Below are 19761 nucleotides of genomic sequence, written 5' to 3' on the forward strand. Positions count from 1 at the left end.
GTCGTATCTAATTGGAAAAAGTCCCATTAACAGCAATAAATACCAAATACTTCCTCCTCCTGAACTGTTATTGGTTGAGGTGGGGGGGGGCGTAGGAGCGATAACTTCGATGGTTATCGATGCTGTGGTGGCTTGATTAAAGTCATCGGTTACGACCAACTCAAAACTTAATGTTTCAGCTGTAGCTGGTGCAGTAAATTGTAAAAATTGTTGATTTGGGTTAATAAGTGTCACAGCGTTGCCCGATGTTTGTTGCCACTGATATTGTAAAGCGCCATCTTCTGGATCCGTCACACTTGCTGCAAAGTTAACTGTTTGACGTACATTGACGTTACTAGTGGCGAATAAACTAATTGTTGGCGCTTCATTCGATTCGTCATCGGCAATGGTTAACAGGCCCGATGATTGAGGAATGAGGACGTCGCTTGTCGCACTTAAGTTGACATTAAAAGTTTCACTAGGTTCGCTGTCAGTATCATTGATTATTTCAATTTCAATTATTTTTGAACTGCTATCGTTTTCCTGCCATGTCACTGTTTTTGTTAGTAAATTGATGTCTTGGTTGGAACCTGTAAGCGGCTCTATGCTCACCTCTACTTGGGTGGCTGTTGATGCATCGCCTGTACGATTTAGTTTTATACCTAAAGTGCCATCTATTTCTTTAACTGGAAAGGTGTCTCTGTCGAAGGAGATTACCGCGACTGGGCTTTGAGTACTTTTTAAGGTGACAGATGACAAGCTTTTTTGCATCAAGTGTGTTGTTTGGCTCGGGTTAAAAAGCTTAACAAAAAAGTATTCATCAACTTCCAATTTATTGTCATCAATAGCGGGTATTGAGATCGTTTTATTTTGTTGCTCATTCTCCCCCCAGGTTAATGTGCCTGAAAGTTCTACTTCTAAATCATTGCTTTCTGTAGAACCAAGTAGTATTTCATAATTGATTGAGGCGCTTTCTGAACCTTGTTTCATGATTTCAATTTCAAGGGTTTGGCCCTCGATCATTTGATATTGCGATTGTACAAAGCCAATTTTAGTTTCGTTTGGCTTGCCAGTCTCATCTTTTAATATATATAAACCACCTTGAATATCACTGACTAATATGTTGCCACTGGGCAAAAATGGGTAAACACCCCAAGCACCATTAAAAGACGTATTTGACGAGCTCGGAAAAGTGTCAAAATAGCCTATCTCTTCAATCTTTGTTGGGTCTGATACGTCGAGCACGGTCAAACCTCTTTCATAATTAGACATATAATATTTGTTACCACGCACAAAGCCATTGTGGTCTATCGCATTTGTGGGGCCAGTCCATGTAGAGACTAATGACGGTGACTCCAAGTTACTAATATCAAATACTCGTAAAGTGGTGTTTAAGGCAAATTCTCTTTCATCTAATTCATCATGTACAAACACATAACGTTTATTTTCAGACCACCACCCCGAGTGAGTATAAGCAGAATTTGTGTAAGGTGTTTCGGACAATGACGACGCCTGGTTTTCAAGGGTATGATCCCATAACCTTAAAGAGTTCTCGTTAAAATCTAACATCACCAAACAGCCACTACTGTTGGCGTTAGGGCAATGGGCTTGCGCTCTTGCGTCGTTAATTAAAAGTGATGAAGCATCGTGACTATAATCATCTCGTGAGGCTCCCGCTAAATTGTAGGTATTGGTGAGCAATTTAGGGTCTTGCAAAGAATAAGACTTAAGGGAACCGCCTGCTGAAACCGCGCCCAGAATATGTACTTGAGCAGGGATATGACTGTTTGCAATATTGAGCCCGTAATCTACGTTGGAAATATATATATTGTGAGCTGCCAGATCGTCAATTTGGCGGCGGTGTATTGAAATGTCATTGGCTAAATCGTTTAAATCAATAATGGTGAACCCTTGAGAAACATCATCTGCGGAAACATAAGCATAGGCTTGCCATTTATTGAGTGTGTCACTAAAAAATTGATAAACCTTAATATCCCGCCAAGTGGTACTTTGACCAGTTATAGAGCCAATTATGATTGGGTTAATGGGATCTGATACATCTACCGCTACCACACCACTACGCATACCAATAAGGGCGTACTCTTTCATGGTGTTTAGATCTACGTGTCCCCATATATCATTGGCAGAAGATGAATCTGTAGGTAAAACATTTATAGGGATATGAGATAATAAAGAGATGTTTTCACATTCAAATAAATCAGACATACCTTGTAAACAAGGGCTCTCTGACTGGCTATTGAACATTGCTTGAGCACTACTAAGGCTTGTTTGCAGTTTAGTACTCTCTGCTTTAGACAATCCTTTTTTATCAGCAATGACATTAAAGCCTCGTTCGTAAAGTGTTTTAGCGTATTTTTGAGGCACTCCAACTAAGTTTGTGGTAAATACCGAGGGGTTTTGAATTTGGTAGTTATCCAAAGGTTCAAATCCGCCTAAGGCCGGTACTATTTCACTCACCAAATGAAATATATCTTCCGCCTTCTTGATATAATAAGTCCCCTTGGCCACTAATAATGTGTCGCCTTTATCTGCTTGTTGGGCTGCGAAAGCGATAGTCTGACAGGGTCTAAAGCGATTTTTGCAGTCCCCTTTATCTTCGCCACTAGTGGCCACAAATCGAGCTTTATCGTGCTCGGTATGCGCTATCGCCATTGGGCAAATAAGCGTAGCAAACAAAACGAAACTTGATAATATTAGGGACTGATTTTTCATGTCAGTTGAGCCTTTTGATTGTTTAATTCATGAATACCTGTGTTTACGCATCACCAAAATGCGACACACCAATGAGACTAATAAGGAAATTGTGAATGCAGAATCTAATTATCACTACCTTTCTGGCAATATTATTAATGGTATGTGATACCAGCGTTAGCCAAGGTCCTGTGATAAATAAAAATTATTCCCTTAATGTGGGGGTTAGCTTAATGTACCAAGAGGGATTAGTAAATTGTAAAGACGGTCTTTTGGGGTTTCAAATTGGAAAAGAATTTATCCGAGTCGAATATTTTGCATTTTATTTACATGGATTCGAAGTGACACAAAATGATAATCAATCATTAGTGCAACTAGATGAAAATGTATGGCAATCCAATGGTACAGCTTTGATAAAGTTTGACTCAGGTTGTAACCAAAACCCTACTCTTAGAGCTGAGGTGAGCAATCAAACAATACGGGCTACCTTGCCTCAATCTTTTATTAATAAAATCTCGCAAATTGATAATCAAGCCACGGCCTTAAAATTCAAAATTGGTGTGCCTTTTGAACAAAACCATCTCAACCCATTAGTGCAAGATTCACCTATGAATGTATCGAATATGTTTTGGTCTTGGAGAAATGGATATAAGTTTATACGTCTGGATATGAGTTCAAATAAAAATGGTTTTGCCTTTCATTTGGGCAGTATTGGCTGTCAATCAAGTTCTAGTGTTAGATCACCCAAATCACCTTGTAGTGTTTCAAATGTTATTGACACCTCTGTTCAGTTAACAGAGCCATTAAGGCCTAATGATCAAAATGAGTTGCCAGACATTAACATCACTGTAAATTTAGATGCATTATTAATGAATTCACAAATACAAAGAGAAGATAGTTGTATGTTTAACGGCATACAGCAACAAGAACAGTGCCAAAAACTTGTTGAACCTTTGCATAAACAATTGTTTTTTTCTTCATTATGAAACCTTATTTAGTTGGTTTGTTGTTAAGCTGTTTATTGCTGGCTTGTAATAAACCGCCAATACAATATAAATGGAATATCCCTCAAGGTTTTCCGCCACCCAATGTGCCTTTAGATAATCCTATGACGGCTGAAAAAGTGGCTTTAGGTGAGCAGTTATTTTTTGATTTGAATTTGTCTGCTAATCAAACTCAAGCTTGTGCATCGTGTCATATTCCAAAGCACGGTTTTGCTGAGCCTTTGCGGACGTCAATCGGTAGCACAGGAGAGATAACTAAACGTAACGCTTTAGCCTTAATTAATGTTGGGTATAACGGCTCTTTGAATTGGGCTCATAATGGATTGAATAGCCTAGAAGAGCAAATTCGTATCCCTTTGTTTTCTGAGTCACCTGTAGAAATGGGAGTGACGGGCAATGAGCAAAAAATTATTGCTCGGTTAGATAAATATAAACCTCAATTCGACAATGTATTTGGCACAAAAGAGATAAATTTCGACGTAATTATTAAAGCTTTAGCTTCATATGTTCGCAGTTTGAATTTCTTTAACTCGGCTTTTGATCGTTATGCCTATCAGCTAGACGAACAAGCCATGACTGAACAACAACTACAAGGATTAGAGTTGTTTTTTTCTGAAAAGTTAGAATGTTTTCACTGCCATGGTGGATTTAATTTTAGTCAATCGAGTCAACACGCGTTACAAACCTTAGACCTTAAACCTTTTCATAATACTGGTTTATATAATTTGGATGACAAGGGCAGTTACGCTAACGATGACCAAGGCCTTGCAGATATTACTTTTAAACCAAGTGACATTGGAAAATTTAGAGCGCCCACATTAAGAAACATCGCTCTTACAGCGCCTTACATGCACGATGGTAGCATCATGACTTTGTCCGAAGTGATTGATTTTTATGCTGCTGGTGGCCGTGGGGCAGGCAAACATAATCCTAACAAATCTGTGTTTATAAACGGGTTCAATATTACCGACGACGAAAAATCTGCTCTGTTAGCATTTTTGCAAAGCCTGACAGATCAGACTTTTATACAGGACAGCAGTCTCTAGTTTATTCAGTGGTAACGCTTAATTCGTATCCTGAATATTTGCGCATATTAATCACGCGGTCTCCATCTAACATTAAATACTGGCCTTTAATGCCTAATAATGTGCCGCTGAATTCGCCTTCTTTATCTAGGTTAATGGATTTTACTTTTTCTGGATATTGTTGCACAGGGTAGTGAATATCGATGGCTGGCGTATCGGTAATATCAATCGCTTGAAATCCATATTCTTCGATTATTTCATCTAAATCGTCTTCAACTTGTTCTAAAAGTGACTCTTTTAGTTGTTGTAAATCGGCTTGTTCTGGTTGGCTTTTTAACATAGTGCGCCAGTTAGTTTTGTCGGCAATAAATGATTTAAAAGCCGTTTCAACCAGCCCACTGGTTAAGCGGTTTTGCACTCGCATAATAGCAATAGCTTGCGTGGCACCTTGATCTAACCAACGACTTGAAACTCCGTCTGTGACATGGCGCGTTATTCCTACCTTGATGGTGCCAGTATTGGCTAGATATACAAAATGGTCAGATAAACAATTTGCTTCACCCCATTCTGGTTCACGACAAGTACCCGCTTCGTAATGGCACAACTCTGGTTTAATAATACAAGTATCACACTGGGCTAACTTCATTAAACAGCGGTAACAATAACCTTGATTAAAGCTTTTTTTGGTGATGCTTGAGCAATGTACACAGTGAATTTGTCCAGTATGTTGCATTGAAATCGTTTGGCCAATCAGGGCATTCATTTGAATACGATCTTCACCCACGGGTAATTCGTATTGTGCTAGGTTATCTGCATTAGTGCTTACAAACATTTTACGAATGTTGCCTTGGAATGTTGCCATATTGGTTGACCTTATAAGAATGCTTTAATCGGCGAGCATGCTACTGATAGAATGATAGATGTTCAATAATTACTTTTATACTTCTAAGGTTAATAGATTAATGGTTTTCCCCGACTCTTTACAAAATAATATTCAAGATTTGTTGGAAGATCATCAGGTAAGAAAACTTGAAACCGTGCAAGCTTTGTGGAGTGGTTATGGTGAGATTGCGCGTTACTTTAGTCCCCGCCTCGATACTAATTTAATCGTTAAATACGTTAATCCTCCTGAAAATGTGACTCATCCTAGAGGATGGAATACTGACACCAGTCATCAAAGAAAACTTAAGTCCTATCAGGTTGAAGCCAATTTTTACAAATATTATGCAGCTCTTTGTAATAATGATCGTCGTAATAAAGACTTTCGTAATAACGATTGTCGAGTCGCCAATTTAGTGGCAATGAATAATAAACCGAGTTGCGAACTACAAGTCAGCGGTACACAAAACCTGATTTTAGTATTAGAAGATTTAGACCAGTCCGGATTTGCTAAACGATATACTCAAGTGGATCTAGCGAAAGTAAAATCGGTAATTAAGTGGCTTGCTCATTTCCATGCTAAATTTTTAGCAAATAAATCAAAAGGTTTGTGGTCAGTAGGTACTTACTGGCATTTGGATACTCGCAAAGATGAACATAAGGCTATGCTTGATGGGAAGTTGAAAGAAGCGGCAGTTAATATTTCTGAACGTTTAAACCAAGCTCAATATCAAACTTTGGTGCATGGTGATGCGAAATTGGCTAACTTTTGTTTTGCTACTAATCAGCCACATCTTTCAGTCGCGGCAGTTGATTTTCAATATGTGGGGCAGGGTGTTGGTGTGAAAGATTTAGCCTATTTATTAGGTTGTTGTTTAACAGATGATGAACTATTTAAAACTGCCCCTAGCTTGCTTGATTATTATTTTTCGCAACTAAAGGGTGCAATTTCAGAATATCAAATGGACGTAGACTTCGTACAATTAGAGCATGAATGGCGAGATTTATATTCTTTTGCATGGGCCGATTTTCATCGATTTTTATTAGGTTGGAGTCCGGGACATTTTAAGATTAATGGTTATATGCAAACACAAACCAATAAGGCGATAGATAAACTTAATGACTGACTCAACTATTCCTAATGCCTCATTAACAAACAACATAAAAAGAGCGCTAAAAGCCAATTTTTTACCGGGTGTTTTTTTGCAAGTTTTTGCCTTAATGATTGCCTTAAGTTATTTCTTTTGGCCAGCGTCTCAAAGTGTTTTTGCATTTTTTGCTGAGCTTAAAGCTGAAAATGGTGCAACTTATGCCGTAGTGTCTACGGCTTTATTTGGCGGTGTGATCCCTTTTATTTATTTGTTTGTGACCGGAAAAATTACTTTTATGCCGCTGAAACAGTTTGTTTTTTATATCTTGGTTTGGGCGGTTACAGGTTGGATTATTAACGAATTGTATTTGTTCCAATCTTACCTATTTGGAGATGGCCAAAATTGGCAAACCATTGTTAAAAAGACAGTGTTTGATCAGTTTGTATTTAGCATGTTATTTACCTGTCCGTTGTTGACCTTGCTGTATTTATGGAAAGACCAAAAGTTTAGTTGGTCGAATACAAAACAACTTTTAGGTGAATTAGTTAAAGTGCAAATTCCTACTACATGGTTGACGAACTGGCTGATTTGGATCCCCGCTGTGAGTATTATTTATTTAATGCCGCCAAATTTGCAAATACCCTTGTTTAATCTAGTGTTGTGCTTTTTTGTGTTAATTTTTGCCATATTGCAAAAAGACCCTGTGAATTGAACATTTTCAATATGGATTGGTATAAATGGGTATCAGAAATATTTTGATACTCTTGTGTTCTCTGTCCTACTCGTTATTTTAATAACTGCCCCCATGTATCTGATTCAACTAAAATAACCTCTGCTAACCCTGATCTGAGAGATATAGTGAAAACTGAAAAAACCAGTACTCTAATGAAATGGCTATTTAGCCAACTTAAACCTTACAAGAGCAAAGTATTCATCGCTATGGTTGCATTAGTGATTAGTGCTGGCTGTTGGTTGTTATTAGGTCAAGGAATCAAAGCGGCAATTGATCAGGGCTTTATCGCGAATAATAGTGATGTGCTCAATCAAATGATTTTAGTGGTATTGGCTATTTCATTGGTTGGTAGTCTAGCCACTTATTTCAGATTTTATTGGATGATTTGGTTAGGGGAACGAGTGAGTGCCGATATCAGACAGAAAGTATATGCTCACTTACTTACCTTGTCTCCAGCATTTTTTGCTAAAACTCGCACCGGTGAGGTGATTTCAAGATTCACATCGGACACCACCTTATTACAGTCAGTCGTAGGCATGGGATTGTCCATGGCCTTGCGCTCTAGTGTGACTTTTATTGGTGCCTTATTTTTAATGTTATTTTCTAGCCCAATATTAACTTTGTACGTGTTAATTGCGGTACCTATAGTCTTGTTACCTATTCGAATTTTTGGCGCCAAAGTCAGGATCTTTTCTAAAAATAGTCAGGATAGGGTTGCCGATATGGGCGCCTATGTGGATGAAACGCTCCACGAAATTCATACGGTTCAAGCCTATTCCCATCAAAAACTTGATATCAACAATTTCGCTCAGCGTATAGAAAATGTCATGGGTGCAGCTCACAATCGAATTAAATATAGAGCGTTACTCGTGGCCTGTATCATTGCAATTAGTGTCACTGCTATGACAATTGTTGCTTGGTTGGGGGCTCAATTGGTATTAACTAATGAGTTAAGTGCAGGTGAATTAACGGCCTTTATGTTTTATGCGGTAATGGCTGGAGGCTCTGTGGCAACTATTAGTGAAGTGATAGGTGAAGTACAAAAAGCGGCGGGGGCCAGTGAACGTTTAATGGAACTGCTAAACACTAAAAGCAGTATTGAATCTCCTGTTGAATCCGTTTCTTTGTTAGATAAAAAGGTAGAGGGAAAAATTACTTTGTCTCAAGTTGGCTTCTCTTATCCTGGATCCTCAGAGTTACCTGTTATTCAAAATTTAAATTTGGATATTAATAGTGGAGAGCGGATTGCACTAGTTGGTCCTAGTGGTGCGGGCAAGTCTACTTTGTTTCAATTGTTATTACGCTTTTATGATATAACTCAAGGACAGATTCAGTTAGATGGCATAACGCTTACGGATCTTGAGGTGGCGGATTTACGTAATCAATTTGCTTTAGTGCCCCAAGAGTCGGTGATTTTCGCCACAAGTGTAAAAGAAAATATCGCATACGGTAGGCCCAATGCCAGTCAGTTGGATATTGATAATGCAGCGAAATCAGCTCGCGCTTATGATTTTATTCAAGCACTTCCTCAAGGGTATGATACCAACTTGGGAGAGCGTGGTGTTCGGTTGTCTGGTGGACAAAAACAGCGTATTGCCATTGCAAGAGCGATACTAGCAGACAGACCTATTTTGTTGTTAGATGAAGCAACAAGTTCATTAGATGCCGCTAACGAACAACACGTAAAATTAGCCTTAGAAGAATTAATGTCAGGTAAAACGACCTTGATTATCGCCCATAGGCTTGCCACCGTTATTAATGCAGATAAAATTATTGTGATGGATAAAGGACAGATAGTGGCTACTGGCACCCATAAAGAATTATTAGAAACGAATACTTTATATCGAGAATTCGCTGAATTGCAGTTAGTGAATTGATAGGAGAAAGACGAGATGAAAATTGCGCAAGTGGGTGAAGAGGTACTGAAAACACCTGCGTTAAGTGTTCAAGAAGAACTTATTACTGATCCTGAATTTCAGACCTTCCTTGATAATTTATTGGCTTGTATGTTGGATGCCAATGGTATAGGTATCGCTGCCCCTCAAGTATTTGATCCTCGCGCAGTTATGATCATTGCTTCGCGGGCCAATCCAAGATATCCAGATGCACCTGATATGCAGCCTGAAATATTAATTAATCCTAAGGTAACTGCTCACAGCGACAATACTTGCTGGGAGTGGGAAGGGTGTTTATCTGTGCCAGGTTTACGAGGAAACATTGAACGAGCTGATTGGGTCGAGGTGGATTATCTTTCCCGTGATGGCAATCCAAAGTTTGTTAGGTATGAAGGTTTTTTAGCCCGAATATTTTTACATGAATATGATCATTTAATTGGTAAAACTTGGTTAGACCATATAACGGATTCGAATCATATTATGGCTAACGATGTTTGGATGGCAAAGTTTGTAATGCAACCCCAAGCATAAGGTTCAAATTGGTTTAACCTGTATAAACATCATTTTAAAAATGAAATTTTACTGCCAATTTCCCGCTAGTCGGTTAGCATAGGTGGGTAATTCACAATTAGGTATTCAAGTTGTTTAAAAACTCTTTTCATTCAAAATTTTTCATGATTTTAGGCTTATCTTTATTGTCATTTTCTAGCTCGGCAAATGAACGTGTCGAAATGCTTAAAAATGATTTTCCTCAATGTCTTGTTCGTTTGCAACAACAAGCTCTAGATTCGGGCGTTTCCGCACAAACTAATCAGCAGGTTTTAGCCAACTTAAAACCCATTGAAAAGTTATTGCAATATGACAGTAATCAACCTGAATTTGTGCAAACCTTTACTGGATACTTTTCAAAGCGAGTGAATGATTGGCGGATTAATAAAGGCCGTGAACAACTGCGTAAACATAAAACATTTTTAGCGAAGTTAACTCAAGAGTATGGTGTGCCAGGGCATTATTTAGTGGCTTTTTGGGGCTTAGAAACTAACTTCGGTGCATACAAAGGAAAGATACCCACACTTAATGCTTTAGCGACCTTAGCCTGTGATAAACGCCGCAGCGAGTACTTTTCAGGTGAGTTGGTGCAAGCTCTTTTATTATTGGAACGAGAAGGTCTATCTGCAAAAGAAATGATTGGGTCTTGGGCGGGAGCTATGGGGCATACCCAATTTATGCCTACTGCTTACATGAAATATGCAAAAGATGGGGATGGTGATGGCAAAGCCGATTTATGGAATAACGAAAAAGACGCCTTAGCATCAGCAGCTAATTTTTTACAAAATCTAGGTTGGAAGGCCGGTTACCGTTGGGGCAGAGAAGTGTTATTGCCAGAAGACTTTAATTATCAGTTAGCAGGTAAATCACAAGCTAAACCTTTATCATTTTGGCATGAACAAAACTTGCAAAAAGTGAATGGTAAGGCGGTTGGAAAAGCTGATCTCGAAGCTTCTTTATTAATTCCCGCTGGTCATTTGGGTTCGGCGTTTTTAGTCTATCCAAATTTTGATGTGATTTTGCGTTGGAATAACTCTGAGTTTTACGGCATTGCTGTGGGGCATTTGGCTGATCGAATTAGCGGTCAAAAAAAGCTGTCCAAACCATTGCCTGATTTACCAAAATACACTGTTGAAGAGATGCAAAATTTTCAAGATAAACTTAACCAGTTGGGATTTGACGTAGGTGTTGCAGATGGAATATTAGGTCCTGCTACTCGTAAAGGAGTGCGCAAATTCCAAGCGTCGGTGGGGTTAATTGCAGATGGTTATCCGTCAAAGAAAACTGTTGAAGCAGTTAAAGCTGCAGAGTTACCTTCTGAATCTGCAAAACCTCTGGAATCATCGGAAACGGCTAAGTAAAAATAACAGCAAGGGGTTTGTTTACTGCAAGCCCTTGTATTTTGGTTAAGCGTCTATGCTTTAATGTATTGGTATAACCGGCTTCTTTTAACAGTCCTTCTTTTTTCTGCCTTATCCGGGCCTACCATCTGGTCTTGGGCTAGTTAATATTTTCCAATAAGTGAGTACAAAAACAGCGTAAGCTAATGCCCATAATCCTGCTGCGATTATGTACAGGTTGTAAGGAATGTGTACTTGTACAAACTCGCCGAATACTCGAATTACCGCTGCAGTTATTATCATGGCAAAAGCAAAGCTGATTAGTTTATGTGGTTTTAGCTGTCGTCCTGTGTGCCCTAATGAAATCCTCGCTAACATGGCTAACACTAGTGAACTAATCGCCCCAGCAGTTAAGCCGTGCAAGGCGCTTGATTGACTGATCGGTAGACCTACGTAATAACATGCAAACATGGCTAAACTAATTGGAATGAACCAATAGGCACCATGTAGAGACCAAACCAAAGGTGTGCCAAGGGTGACATGTGGCCGCCAGCGTATTGCGCGAATTACGTGGGAGGTACTAGCCACAGCAAACAATACAGCCATTACTAGGTTAGGCAGTTTGTATTGCAAAAACGAGAGATGATTTAAGGTCAAAAGTATACTGCTGCCTATGACTAAACTTTCTAACCAAGGTAGGACTGGGACTTTGGCTGTTTGTGTGCCATTGGCGGTAAACATAGGGAATATTCGCCCTGCGATCAGGCTCATTACTAGGGTGATAATAAAGACCGCCGCATAGTTCCCCCATTCACTCAGTTCTGGTTTGTTGAGTAATACAGATAAATGCGAGAGTAGATTGGTGCTGGCAAATAATATAAGTACGGGAACAAAGATGAGGTTTCGGTATTGCTTCACTTTCAGTACTAGTTGCGCCATAAAAAAAGCGGACACCAGTAAAAAGCTGATATCGATAATAAGCAGTATCCAAGGAGGGTCGATCACTTGAGTGGCGTTAAATATTCTAGCGATTAGCCATAAACTAAATAAGCCCGCCAACTTTTTCCCATGAGTAGCACGTAATCCCGTCCAGTTTTGCACTGCAGTTAATAAAAATCCGACTAAAATAGCTGCAACAAAACCAAATAACATCTCGTGGCTATGCCAAAACATCATGCCGCCATATGGACTAATTGTAGGGTAGCCTGATAGAAAAAAAGCCCACACCGTCACGCATAAAATGGCGAATAAACTACCGAATAAAAACATTGGCCTAAAGGCTTGACGCCAAATGGCAGGGATCTTATGTTCTGTGTTTGGATCGGATATTTGCATCTGTAATTTTCACTGAGTTGCTTTTAACATACATTGTATATGTATGTTTTATAAGGTGCATATTAAATGTATGATATAACTCTGTCAAATACGAACTGAGTTAAACATAATATTATGCAACTAACCCGATACACCGATTATGGTTTACGTACCTTAATCTATTTGGCTTTATTGCCTGCAGGGCAGAAGGCGAGTATTGATGAAATTAGTTTAACCTACGATATATCGCGGAATAATGTAAATAAGATTGTTCACCAGTTAGGTAAGGCCGAAATTATTCAAACTCAAAGAGGGAAGGGAGGGGGGATTTCTCTGGCTAAACCTGCTGAAAAACTAAATTTAGCCGATTTGGTCTTGCTGTTGGAAAACTCCATGCAAGTTGTAGAATGTGTTACACCTCTTTGTCGTATTCAGCCTGCTTGTAAACTTAAAGGCATTATGGCTGAGGCCACCCAAGCTTTTGTAAATACTTTAAACAACTATCACTTAAGTGATTTGGTTGCTAAAGAGGAATCAAAACTAGTGGCTATTTTAGAGATTGACCGAACGACAACCCTTTAGTTTTTAAGGTGCAATTTTCTAGTATAGAAGTTGGCAAATTTTTCTAGTGAAGGGTGAGCCGGATCTGAAAATTGAGTGACTTTTGCCACTTTACCGCTGGGTTCAATAAACACCACTGTAGGCGTGCCTGTTACTCCGTAGACATTCGCCAATTTGTCACCTTCTAATACTGCATCAAATGTGTACTCGTGATTTCTCCAATAGACTTTAGGTTTCCAGTCTTCCTTGATATTGACAGCAATAATTTTAAGGCCTTTATTTTTGTATTTATCGTGAAGTGTTTGCATACCCGGCAATAGCTTTTTGCAGTAGGGGCACCACGTTGCCCAAAATACTAAAATGACAGGTTGCCCTTTGAATTCTGATAGACGAATTTGTTGATTATCAACACTGGTTAATTGCCAATCTGTGCCTAGATATTTTTTGCTCTTTGTAATCTCAGAACTGATTGCACTAGAGGCAATTAGAAGTAAAGATAAGCTCAGTATTAAGGGGGGGAGCAGTTTATTCAGATTTGGCATACAAGGTCTACAGTATGTGGATTGTCTATTAGTCATTGATTAGACCTTATTAGGCTGTAAACACTTTCATATTCGTTCTTTATTGGAAAAAACACACACAAGATTAGCTCTTATGTGTGTTCATAGATGTTGAATCAAATCTTTAGTTTAATCACGTATAGACACTGAACCAGTTACCCACTTTGCTAATAGAGATTTCCAGTAAGACACGTCCCAATTATAAATTTCTCCATAATGGATGGCTAGCTCCATATTTTTAACCACGTTTTCAAACTGACGGTTGTCTCTATTTTTATGTGAAACAGCTTGTAAGAAGTAGTATTGAGGATTTTCTCGCTCTTGTGTGGCAATTGCATCTAAATATTCAATGGCTTTAGGCACATCGTGTAATGATTTCTCATCCGCTAACAAACTTAATTCTGCAAATTTTAAGCTTGCTGGCACGTACCCTTTAGCCGCTGCTGATTCAAACCAAAATAGCGCTTTTTGTTGATCGTTTTTAACCCAAGGGCTGGTATATAGAATTTGACCCAATAAATATTCTGCTTCACTTAAGCCGTATTTACTTGCTTCGGAGATCCAATGTATTGCTTGTTTAATATCCTTTTGTTCGCGATATAGTGTTAAGCCATATTCGTATTGCGCTTTTGCATGACCAGCTTCAGCGAGCACTTTAAGTCGTTTTTCAGCTTCGCCTTCTTCTCGTTTTAACCATGAGAACTTAGTTAGTGCCATGGCGTATTGATATTTATCTTGTAAGGTATCACTGTTTTTCCATCGTTTTACGTAGCGACCAATTCGGCTGTAGAGCTGTTTGTATCTGTTTCTAATTTCAAAACTATCGTAATCAGCTGTTCCTAGATAAGAACGATTAATGAAATTGACTCTCTCTCCATTAAATGAAGGTTCGGCAGTTGAGTTTTGTGCAAAACGCTCTAAAACACGGCGTGAATAACCTATGGTTTGCAATTCAGATATATTACGAATTGAACCATCTGGGCCGACTTCATAGTCAATAACCAAAAAAGGGTTCTTGCGAGTTAAATCAGTAAATCTAGGGCGTACAAAGGCAAGGGACCCATCTATATTTCCGTTCGCTGTAAACTGACTTGCTGGTGGCAAACCTGGTGTACCGCCGTTTTCATCAGAGAACTCATCATCAAAATTAAACTCTCCACTAAAGTTAGACTCATCTCCATAATCGGCTAATAAAAGATCTGGATCATGGAAAGTGTTACTTAGCTTACCTTCGCCATCAAAGGTGACTCTTAGTGCTAAGTTAGTTTCGTCAATTTCGGGAAAAAATTGCGCATCAACAATTTGTTTTCCAAACTTATTTTTAAAGGCCAAAATAATTTCTGAAAAATAATTGTATTTGGGTTCAGACAGAGTCTTTAACATCTCTTTGACTATGTCTTCAGAATCATAATATTGATATTCAGCTGCCAACGAAAACCATACTAAAGCCGTGATAGAATCTTGTTTGACTCCCAACCCTTTGTAATAAAGTGTTCCTAATTGATAATAGGCGTGAGGATTGCCAACTATCGCTGCATCAGAGTATTCTTTTCTAGCCAGTTCATATTGTTGTTTTGCAAAATACTCATCTGCTTGGAAAACATCGATAGAAAATGCTGGAAACGAGGCACTAGAAATACATAAGGTTACTAGGCTTAAGGTTTTACTTAAAAACTTCATTACATTTACTCCATTTCAAGTTTCTTGGCTGCTTCAAAGCAGCCTTAAATTAATAATTATCTTCAAGTGTTCTTATTTAATCGGTTGGATAACTGCTTCAGTTGTTTTTGTCTTTTTTCACTCGGGTATTGCTTTGCAAGATCTTGTAGTACGTCATAAGCCTCTAATAATTGACCACTCTTTTTGTAACTGGCGACTTGTAAAGTTAACCACATTTCTTTTATGGCTTTGCCCTCTTGTCTATCCTGCTCAATTACTCTGTTTAACAAAGTGATAGTTTTCGGGTACTGTTTTAATGAGTAGTGCGCCATTGCCGCCATATAGGATTTTTGGGCAAAGTCTCTATGTTCATCGCCTGCCAACTTAAACCATGCTGTTAAGTAGCTTATTTGTTTTTCTCTTTTTCGTTGGGATAAAGCTCTAGAGTTGGCCATGCTAAGTAAAGACAAAAGTTGTGTTGCTGGAAGCGAATCGCCTAATGCTATCGCTTTATCTAAATAAGCTAAAATTTCTGGATCAGTAAAATCTTTTTTAAACAGAACTTTAGTGTAAAACATCCAAATTTTTGCTTTTTCGTTGGCTGTATAAGAATTAATAGAAGCTAAAGGCTTTTGAAATAATGAAAATGCTAGATCAATATTATCTTCTTTATAGGCAGCAATTGGTTTCTCTAATATTTGTACGAAGCTCAATTCCTCATTTGGATTAGTCAGGTTAACCGTCGCATTGGAGAAACCAATCCAACTGATAATTGATAACAATGCTAAAAGCACTAATGTATATCTCTTTTTGGGCGTGTGGATTTTATTAAGTTTATTGATTCGCTGTAAGTTGAAAGCTTGGGTTCCACTCATTTGTATTATTGCTGGAATAGCACATGAATCATCTGACTGAAATTGAACTTTCTGCTTATTTGCATCTAATGTCAGGCTGATTAATTGTTGTTGATATTCGCCGTGAGGTAAATCTTTCTGACATTTTTCATCGCAACTTAGTTCAATTTGTTGCTTCGCATACTTAGTCGTAAAAGTGACAATTGGGTTCCACCAAAATAACCGTTGCATAAGGTTAATTGCCCACAACCAATAGGGGTCGTGTTGACGTATATGAGTTAACTCGTGTGTTATAATTGTTTTAAGTTTAGTTGTATCTTGCTGGCTTGCTTCGAGCCAAATCACCTTGTTAAATAAACCTGATGTCATTCCTGGGCCATAACCACTTAGACGTCTAATTTGGTAATTTTGGTCAGCAATTCCTACTTCTTGCCAAACGTGATTGTCGGGCTTTGATTGTAGAAACCATTGGCGGCTTAGTTTCAAATAAGCACTGATATCTCGCCAAAATAGTACAATACCAATTCCAAAAGCGCCGAGTAACAGTACTCCCCAAGACCAAGTGAATGATTTTTTCTTAGAGCTGTATTTGACTTGCTCAATTGTTGACAAAGGTGCATTGACACTTGTGTGTACCCATTTTAAATCGAGAAAAATGTTTTCGGATATGATTGGATTGAAAGGTGTGGTTTCTAGCTGTATCAGATGCCAAGGTGTTAACCAAGTTGTCAGTAATATGACGCATATATAAAATCGTTTTCGTGCAGGTGCATTTCGGGATAATAATAAAGAAAAAACACAAATCATGCTGATCAATAAACTAATAATAAAGTAAGTAATCATGTTTGCTTAATCTTTATTTTTATTTCTAGTTTTGTGTTCAGCTAACATGGTTTCTAATTGTTCAATTTCCTCATTATTTAATTTTTCGTTATCTAACAACTGTGCGACCATTTTATGAGGGTTTCCGGCAAACATTCGTTTTAGAAAGCCTTTTAACATAGGTGTTGAGAGGCTTTCTCGTTTAATTGCTGCAGCATAATAAATCGTGCGGCCTTGCATAGATTCTCTCGACACCGCTTTTTTTTGTTCAAGGCGGTCAATAATGGTTTTAACTGTTGAATAACTCACGTCTTTTTCAAGTTTTATTTTGTCATGTACTTGAGAGGCTGAAAGTTGACCTTTCTGCCAAAGAATGTTCATTACATCGAGCTCAAACTCACTTAGCTTTATTGTGTTTTGCATATGAAATTCTGCTTTTGTATATATCACCTCTACAAATGTAGAGAAGGCGGGGTGTTTTGTCAACAGTAGATTCTGGTATGTGTTTTAAAAGGCTTGTGTGACCTTTTCTTTTAACAACTGTAATTCGGCATCGAGTATTCGATTAATCGCATCCATGGCTAAACTGGCTGCTTCAAAGTAAGTAGATGATGAAATAGTAACTGTGGTCACGTCTAATAGATCAGAGCGCATTACTTGGGTATAGCTTTGGCATAGATCTTTAGCTGCATTAAGCATTTTGATTTGCTCTGGCTGAGTGGACTGATTGACTTCTAATTGGCTAAACACTGTTTGGCTTAATTGGGTGATTTTGGTTTCTAGATAACCCAACTTTACTTTGTCTACTTGCGTACTCACGCCCTTTGCGGCAATGGCTACGCCAATTGCTCTGGATTGACCTATATATTCTGATGCAAACGGTAAAGCTTGCCAGAGTAAGTCAATATTCGGGCAATCTTTAATGGTCTCTTTGTTGAATGCTTGTTGCTCGGCAATATCTTCAAATAGGTATAATAAGTTGGAGATTAAGCTGGTATGTTGTTCAAAGCTTTGTTCAAGACTTAATTGAGTCACTTGACCTGATAAACGACCCCAGTGATCAATAAAGCCCAACCAACGATCTTGTTGATTAATAATGTTTTGCTGTTTTAAATTGTTAACTATTGGGCTTATAGTTTTACTAATATGTTGGATTTCTTTCAAGGCTTTTTGAGTGCCTTGTAAATAAGAAGCTGACATACCCCTATGTTTTTGAGTAAAAGCGATCAGAGAACGTAAGTCTAAAAGAAGTGCTAAAGCGTTGAGTTTAACTACTCTTTTTTTCTTTGTAGAACGACTAATTTGAATAACAATTAATACTGCTATTACGGCAACAATCAAGGTGCTGAGTAAAGTTTCCATCATACTTTGCTATCCTTTCCTTTACTCGTGATGTTTTTCAGATGTCCGGCTAACTCTGAGGTTTGTTTGGCGATTTCGGCATTTTCTTGGGCTACTTCTACCACCTCTTTTAGATGTACTGATATTTCTTTGGTGGCAACACTTTGTTGTTCAGTATTGGTTGATACAATTTCGATTTGGTGTTGAACCTTATCCGATTCAGTGAAAATATCTTTTAATACTTCATTGGCTCCGTCGGCTTTTTCTGAGCAACTTTCTGATAGTTCGACGACTTTCTGCATATTGTTACTCACACTAGCACTTTTATCTGTCACTAGTTGTATGCTACTAATAATCTCTGCCGCAGTGGTTTTGCTGCTACCTGCTAAATTCCGGACTTCGTCTGCAACCACTGCAAAACCCCGTCCCATCTCGCCAGCTCTGGCTGCTTCGATTGATGCATTCAGCGCAAGTAAATTGGTTTGCTCGGCTATTTTTTCAATGGACCCGGTTAAGGTTAAGACCTCTGCACTAATGGAGTTTAAATCTTGAATAGCATGTAAGGTATCTGAAGCCTCTTGTTTAACATGGGTAATTTCGTCGACTAGTATCGATAGTTGAGTTCGGCCATTTTCTGTGAGCTGGCTAGTTTTTGTGGAAGCCTGTTCAACAGTGGTTATTTTATTTACCACTTCGGTTAAGGATGCACTCATTTGGTCAATTGCGGTGGCGCTAAGGTGGGTTGACTCAGATTGTTTGTCTACATTTTTAGAAACCGATAAGGCAGATAGGCTGACTTGCTCTGAAGAGTAGCGAATCTCTGCAATTTGTTCAGCTAAGCTCGACTTAATTCGGTTGGTTTCTTTTATGACTAATAGAAGTTCGTGACTAATAGCTGAGAAAAATAATGAGTTAGATTTAAACTCTTTGTAGTCCTTGGATCTTGGGTTGGCATTGTGTAGTTCATTTTCAAATTGGGCTAAGTCTTGGGTAAAACACTGTTGAATAGCAAAAACAACCCATACCACCATTAGCGCAAGTATTATTCTTAATACTCCTTCTGTAACTAAATCTGGGATAGTTAATAACAGGATGCAAGTTAACAATAATAACCAACATAAGGCTAAACTTGTTTTTAAACTGCTGGATTTAATTAATAGTTTTATTGGATAGGCAATATAGCTTCCCATCTATAATTACTCTTATTTGCAAAACTTTAATAAAGCAAAGAGCAAGCCAAAAATTTAAACCCTAAAGAGGATGCTATGAATCGCCGTTTCAAACTCATGTCAGAGTGCTTCTTAGATGCTATTTCACCATTCATACATTGACCATTTTGGCGCATTTACTGTTAATTTATGGGGCGGCGTGCCCCAAATTGGTGATTTATCTTCGGGCTAATTAAAGTATTTGCTTTCTGATTATTGGCATATGCCAAATCCA

The 19761-nt window shown here is 38.4% G+C and carries 17 protein-coding genes; 8 read left to right on the plus strand and 9 right to left on the minus strand.

Translation table 11 applies throughout. From position 1 onward, the window contains the following. On the minus strand, positions 1-2712 hold a 2712-nt coding region (locus tag ACSHXM_RS12765; RefSeq protein ID WP_435689155.1), incomplete at its 3' end, for a choice-of-anchor B family protein. 95 nt (positions 2713-2807) lie between these two features. Between ACSHXM_RS12765 and ACSHXM_RS12770 the strand changes: the two genes are divergently transcribed. Both ACSHXM_RS12770 and ACSHXM_RS12775 read left to right on the plus strand, forming a co-directional pair. Beyond that, entirely contained in the window at positions 2808-3677 is an 870-nt protein-coding gene (locus ACSHXM_RS12770; RefSeq protein ID WP_435689156.1) for an MbnP family copper-binding protein, read from the plus strand. Further along, complete coding sequence (locus ACSHXM_RS12775) at positions 3674-4741, plus strand: MbnH family di-heme enzyme (RefSeq protein ID WP_435689157.1); 1068 nt, start codon at positions 3674-3676, stop codon at positions 4739-4741. Before ACSHXM_RS12770 ends, ACSHXM_RS12775 begins: the two co-directional genes overlap by 4 nt. A gap of 1 nt (position 4742) precedes the next feature. Here ACSHXM_RS12775 and ACSHXM_RS12780 read toward each other — a convergent pair whose 3' ends face one another. Further along, on the minus strand, positions 4743-5582 hold the full coding sequence (locus ACSHXM_RS12780) for a DUF2797 domain-containing protein (protein WP_435689158.1): 840 nt from the start codon (positions 5580-5582) through the stop codon (positions 4743-4745). 100 nt (positions 5583-5682) lie between these two features. Here ACSHXM_RS12780 and ACSHXM_RS12785 point away from each other — a divergent pair, with 100 nt between their 5' ends. The 5 genes from ACSHXM_RS12785 to ACSHXM_RS12805 all read left to right on the plus strand — a co-directional run bounded on the left by ACSHXM_RS12785 (position 5683) and on the right by ACSHXM_RS12805 (position 11228). Then, on the plus strand, positions 5683-6726 hold the full coding sequence (locus ACSHXM_RS12785) for an oxidoreductase family protein (protein WP_435689159.1): 1044 nt from the start codon (positions 5683-5685) through the stop codon (positions 6724-6726). Then, the gene (locus tag ACSHXM_RS12790) at positions 6719-7402 is read left to right on the plus strand and encodes a hypothetical protein (protein WP_435689160.1); all 684 of its coding nucleotides are present in this window, start codon (positions 6719-6721) and stop codon (positions 7400-7402) included. The genes ACSHXM_RS12785 and ACSHXM_RS12790 overlap by 8 nt, the downstream gene beginning before the upstream one ends. Before the next feature lie 146 nt (positions 7403-7548). Beyond that, positions 7549-9300, plus strand: a complete 1752-nt coding sequence (locus ACSHXM_RS12795) for an ABC transporter transmembrane domain-containing protein (protein ID WP_435689161.1) — start codon at positions 7549-7551, stop codon at positions 9298-9300. 15 nt (positions 9301-9315) lie between these two features. Further along, positions 9316-9849, plus strand: a complete 534-nt coding sequence (gene def, locus ACSHXM_RS12800; RefSeq protein WP_435689162.1) for a peptide deformylase — start codon at positions 9316-9318, stop codon at positions 9847-9849. Between the two features lie 143 nt (positions 9850-9992). Further along, entirely contained in the window at positions 9993-11228 is a 1236-nt protein-coding gene (locus ACSHXM_RS12805) for a lytic murein transglycosylase (RefSeq protein WP_435689177.1), read from the plus strand. A gap of 111 nt (positions 11229-11339) precedes the next feature. On the opposite strand, the gene ACSHXM_RS12810 is transcribed toward ACSHXM_RS12805, so the two are convergent. Beyond that, entirely contained in the window at positions 11340-12542 is a 1203-nt protein-coding gene (locus ACSHXM_RS12810) for an NnrS family protein (RefSeq protein WP_435689163.1), read from the minus strand. 114 nt (positions 12543-12656) lie between these two features. On the opposite strand from ACSHXM_RS12810, the gene ACSHXM_RS12815 reads away from it, so the two are divergent. Next, complete coding sequence (locus ACSHXM_RS12815) at positions 12657-13103, plus strand: Rrf2 family transcriptional regulator (protein ID WP_435689164.1); 447 nt, start codon at positions 12657-12659, stop codon at positions 13101-13103. Here the strand turns inward: ACSHXM_RS12815 and ACSHXM_RS12820 are convergent. The 6 genes from ACSHXM_RS12820 to ACSHXM_RS12845 all read right to left on the minus strand — a co-directional run bounded on the left by ACSHXM_RS12820 (position 13100) and on the right by ACSHXM_RS12845 (position 19508). Then, complete coding sequence (locus tag ACSHXM_RS12820; protein WP_435689165.1) at positions 13100-13624, minus strand: peroxiredoxin family protein; 525 nt, start codon at positions 13622-13624, stop codon at positions 13100-13102. The genes ACSHXM_RS12815 and ACSHXM_RS12820 overlap by 4 nt on opposite strands. Positions 13625-13771: 147 nt before the next feature. Beyond that, positions 13772-15322 carry a tetratricopeptide repeat protein gene (locus tag ACSHXM_RS12825; protein ID WP_435689166.1) on the minus strand — a complete coding sequence of 517 codons (1551 nt, stop codon included), beginning with the start codon at positions 15320-15322 and terminating at the stop codon, positions 13772-13774. Between the two features lie 62 nt (positions 15323-15384). Next, positions 15385-16998 carry a M56 family metallopeptidase gene (locus ACSHXM_RS12830; RefSeq protein WP_435689167.1) on the minus strand — a complete coding sequence of 538 codons (1614 nt, stop codon included), beginning with the start codon at positions 16996-16998 and terminating at the stop codon, positions 15385-15387. Positions 16999-17004: 6 nt separating this feature from the next. Further along, positions 17005-17400: a BlaI/MecI/CopY family transcriptional regulator gene (locus ACSHXM_RS12835; RefSeq protein WP_435689168.1), complete on the minus strand. Its 396-nt coding sequence runs from the start codon at positions 17398-17400 to the stop codon at positions 17005-17007. Positions 17401-17484: 84 nt separating this feature from the next. Beyond that, the gene (locus ACSHXM_RS12840) at positions 17485-18342 is read right to left on the minus strand and encodes a nitrate- and nitrite sensing domain-containing protein (RefSeq protein ID WP_435689169.1); all 858 of its coding nucleotides are present in this window, start codon (positions 18340-18342) and stop codon (positions 17485-17487) included. After that, on the minus strand, positions 18339-19508 hold the full coding sequence (locus tag ACSHXM_RS12845; RefSeq protein ID WP_435689170.1) for a methyl-accepting chemotaxis protein: 1170 nt from the start codon (positions 19506-19508) through the stop codon (positions 18339-18341). The genes ACSHXM_RS12840 and ACSHXM_RS12845 overlap by 4 nt, the downstream gene beginning before the upstream one ends. Between the last annotated feature and the right edge of the window lie 253 nt (positions 19509-19761).

It is taken from the genome of Paraglaciecola sp. (assembly GCF_051252315.1).
Taxonomy (GTDB): domain Bacteria; phylum Pseudomonadota; class Gammaproteobacteria; order Enterobacterales; family Alteromonadaceae; genus Paraglaciecola.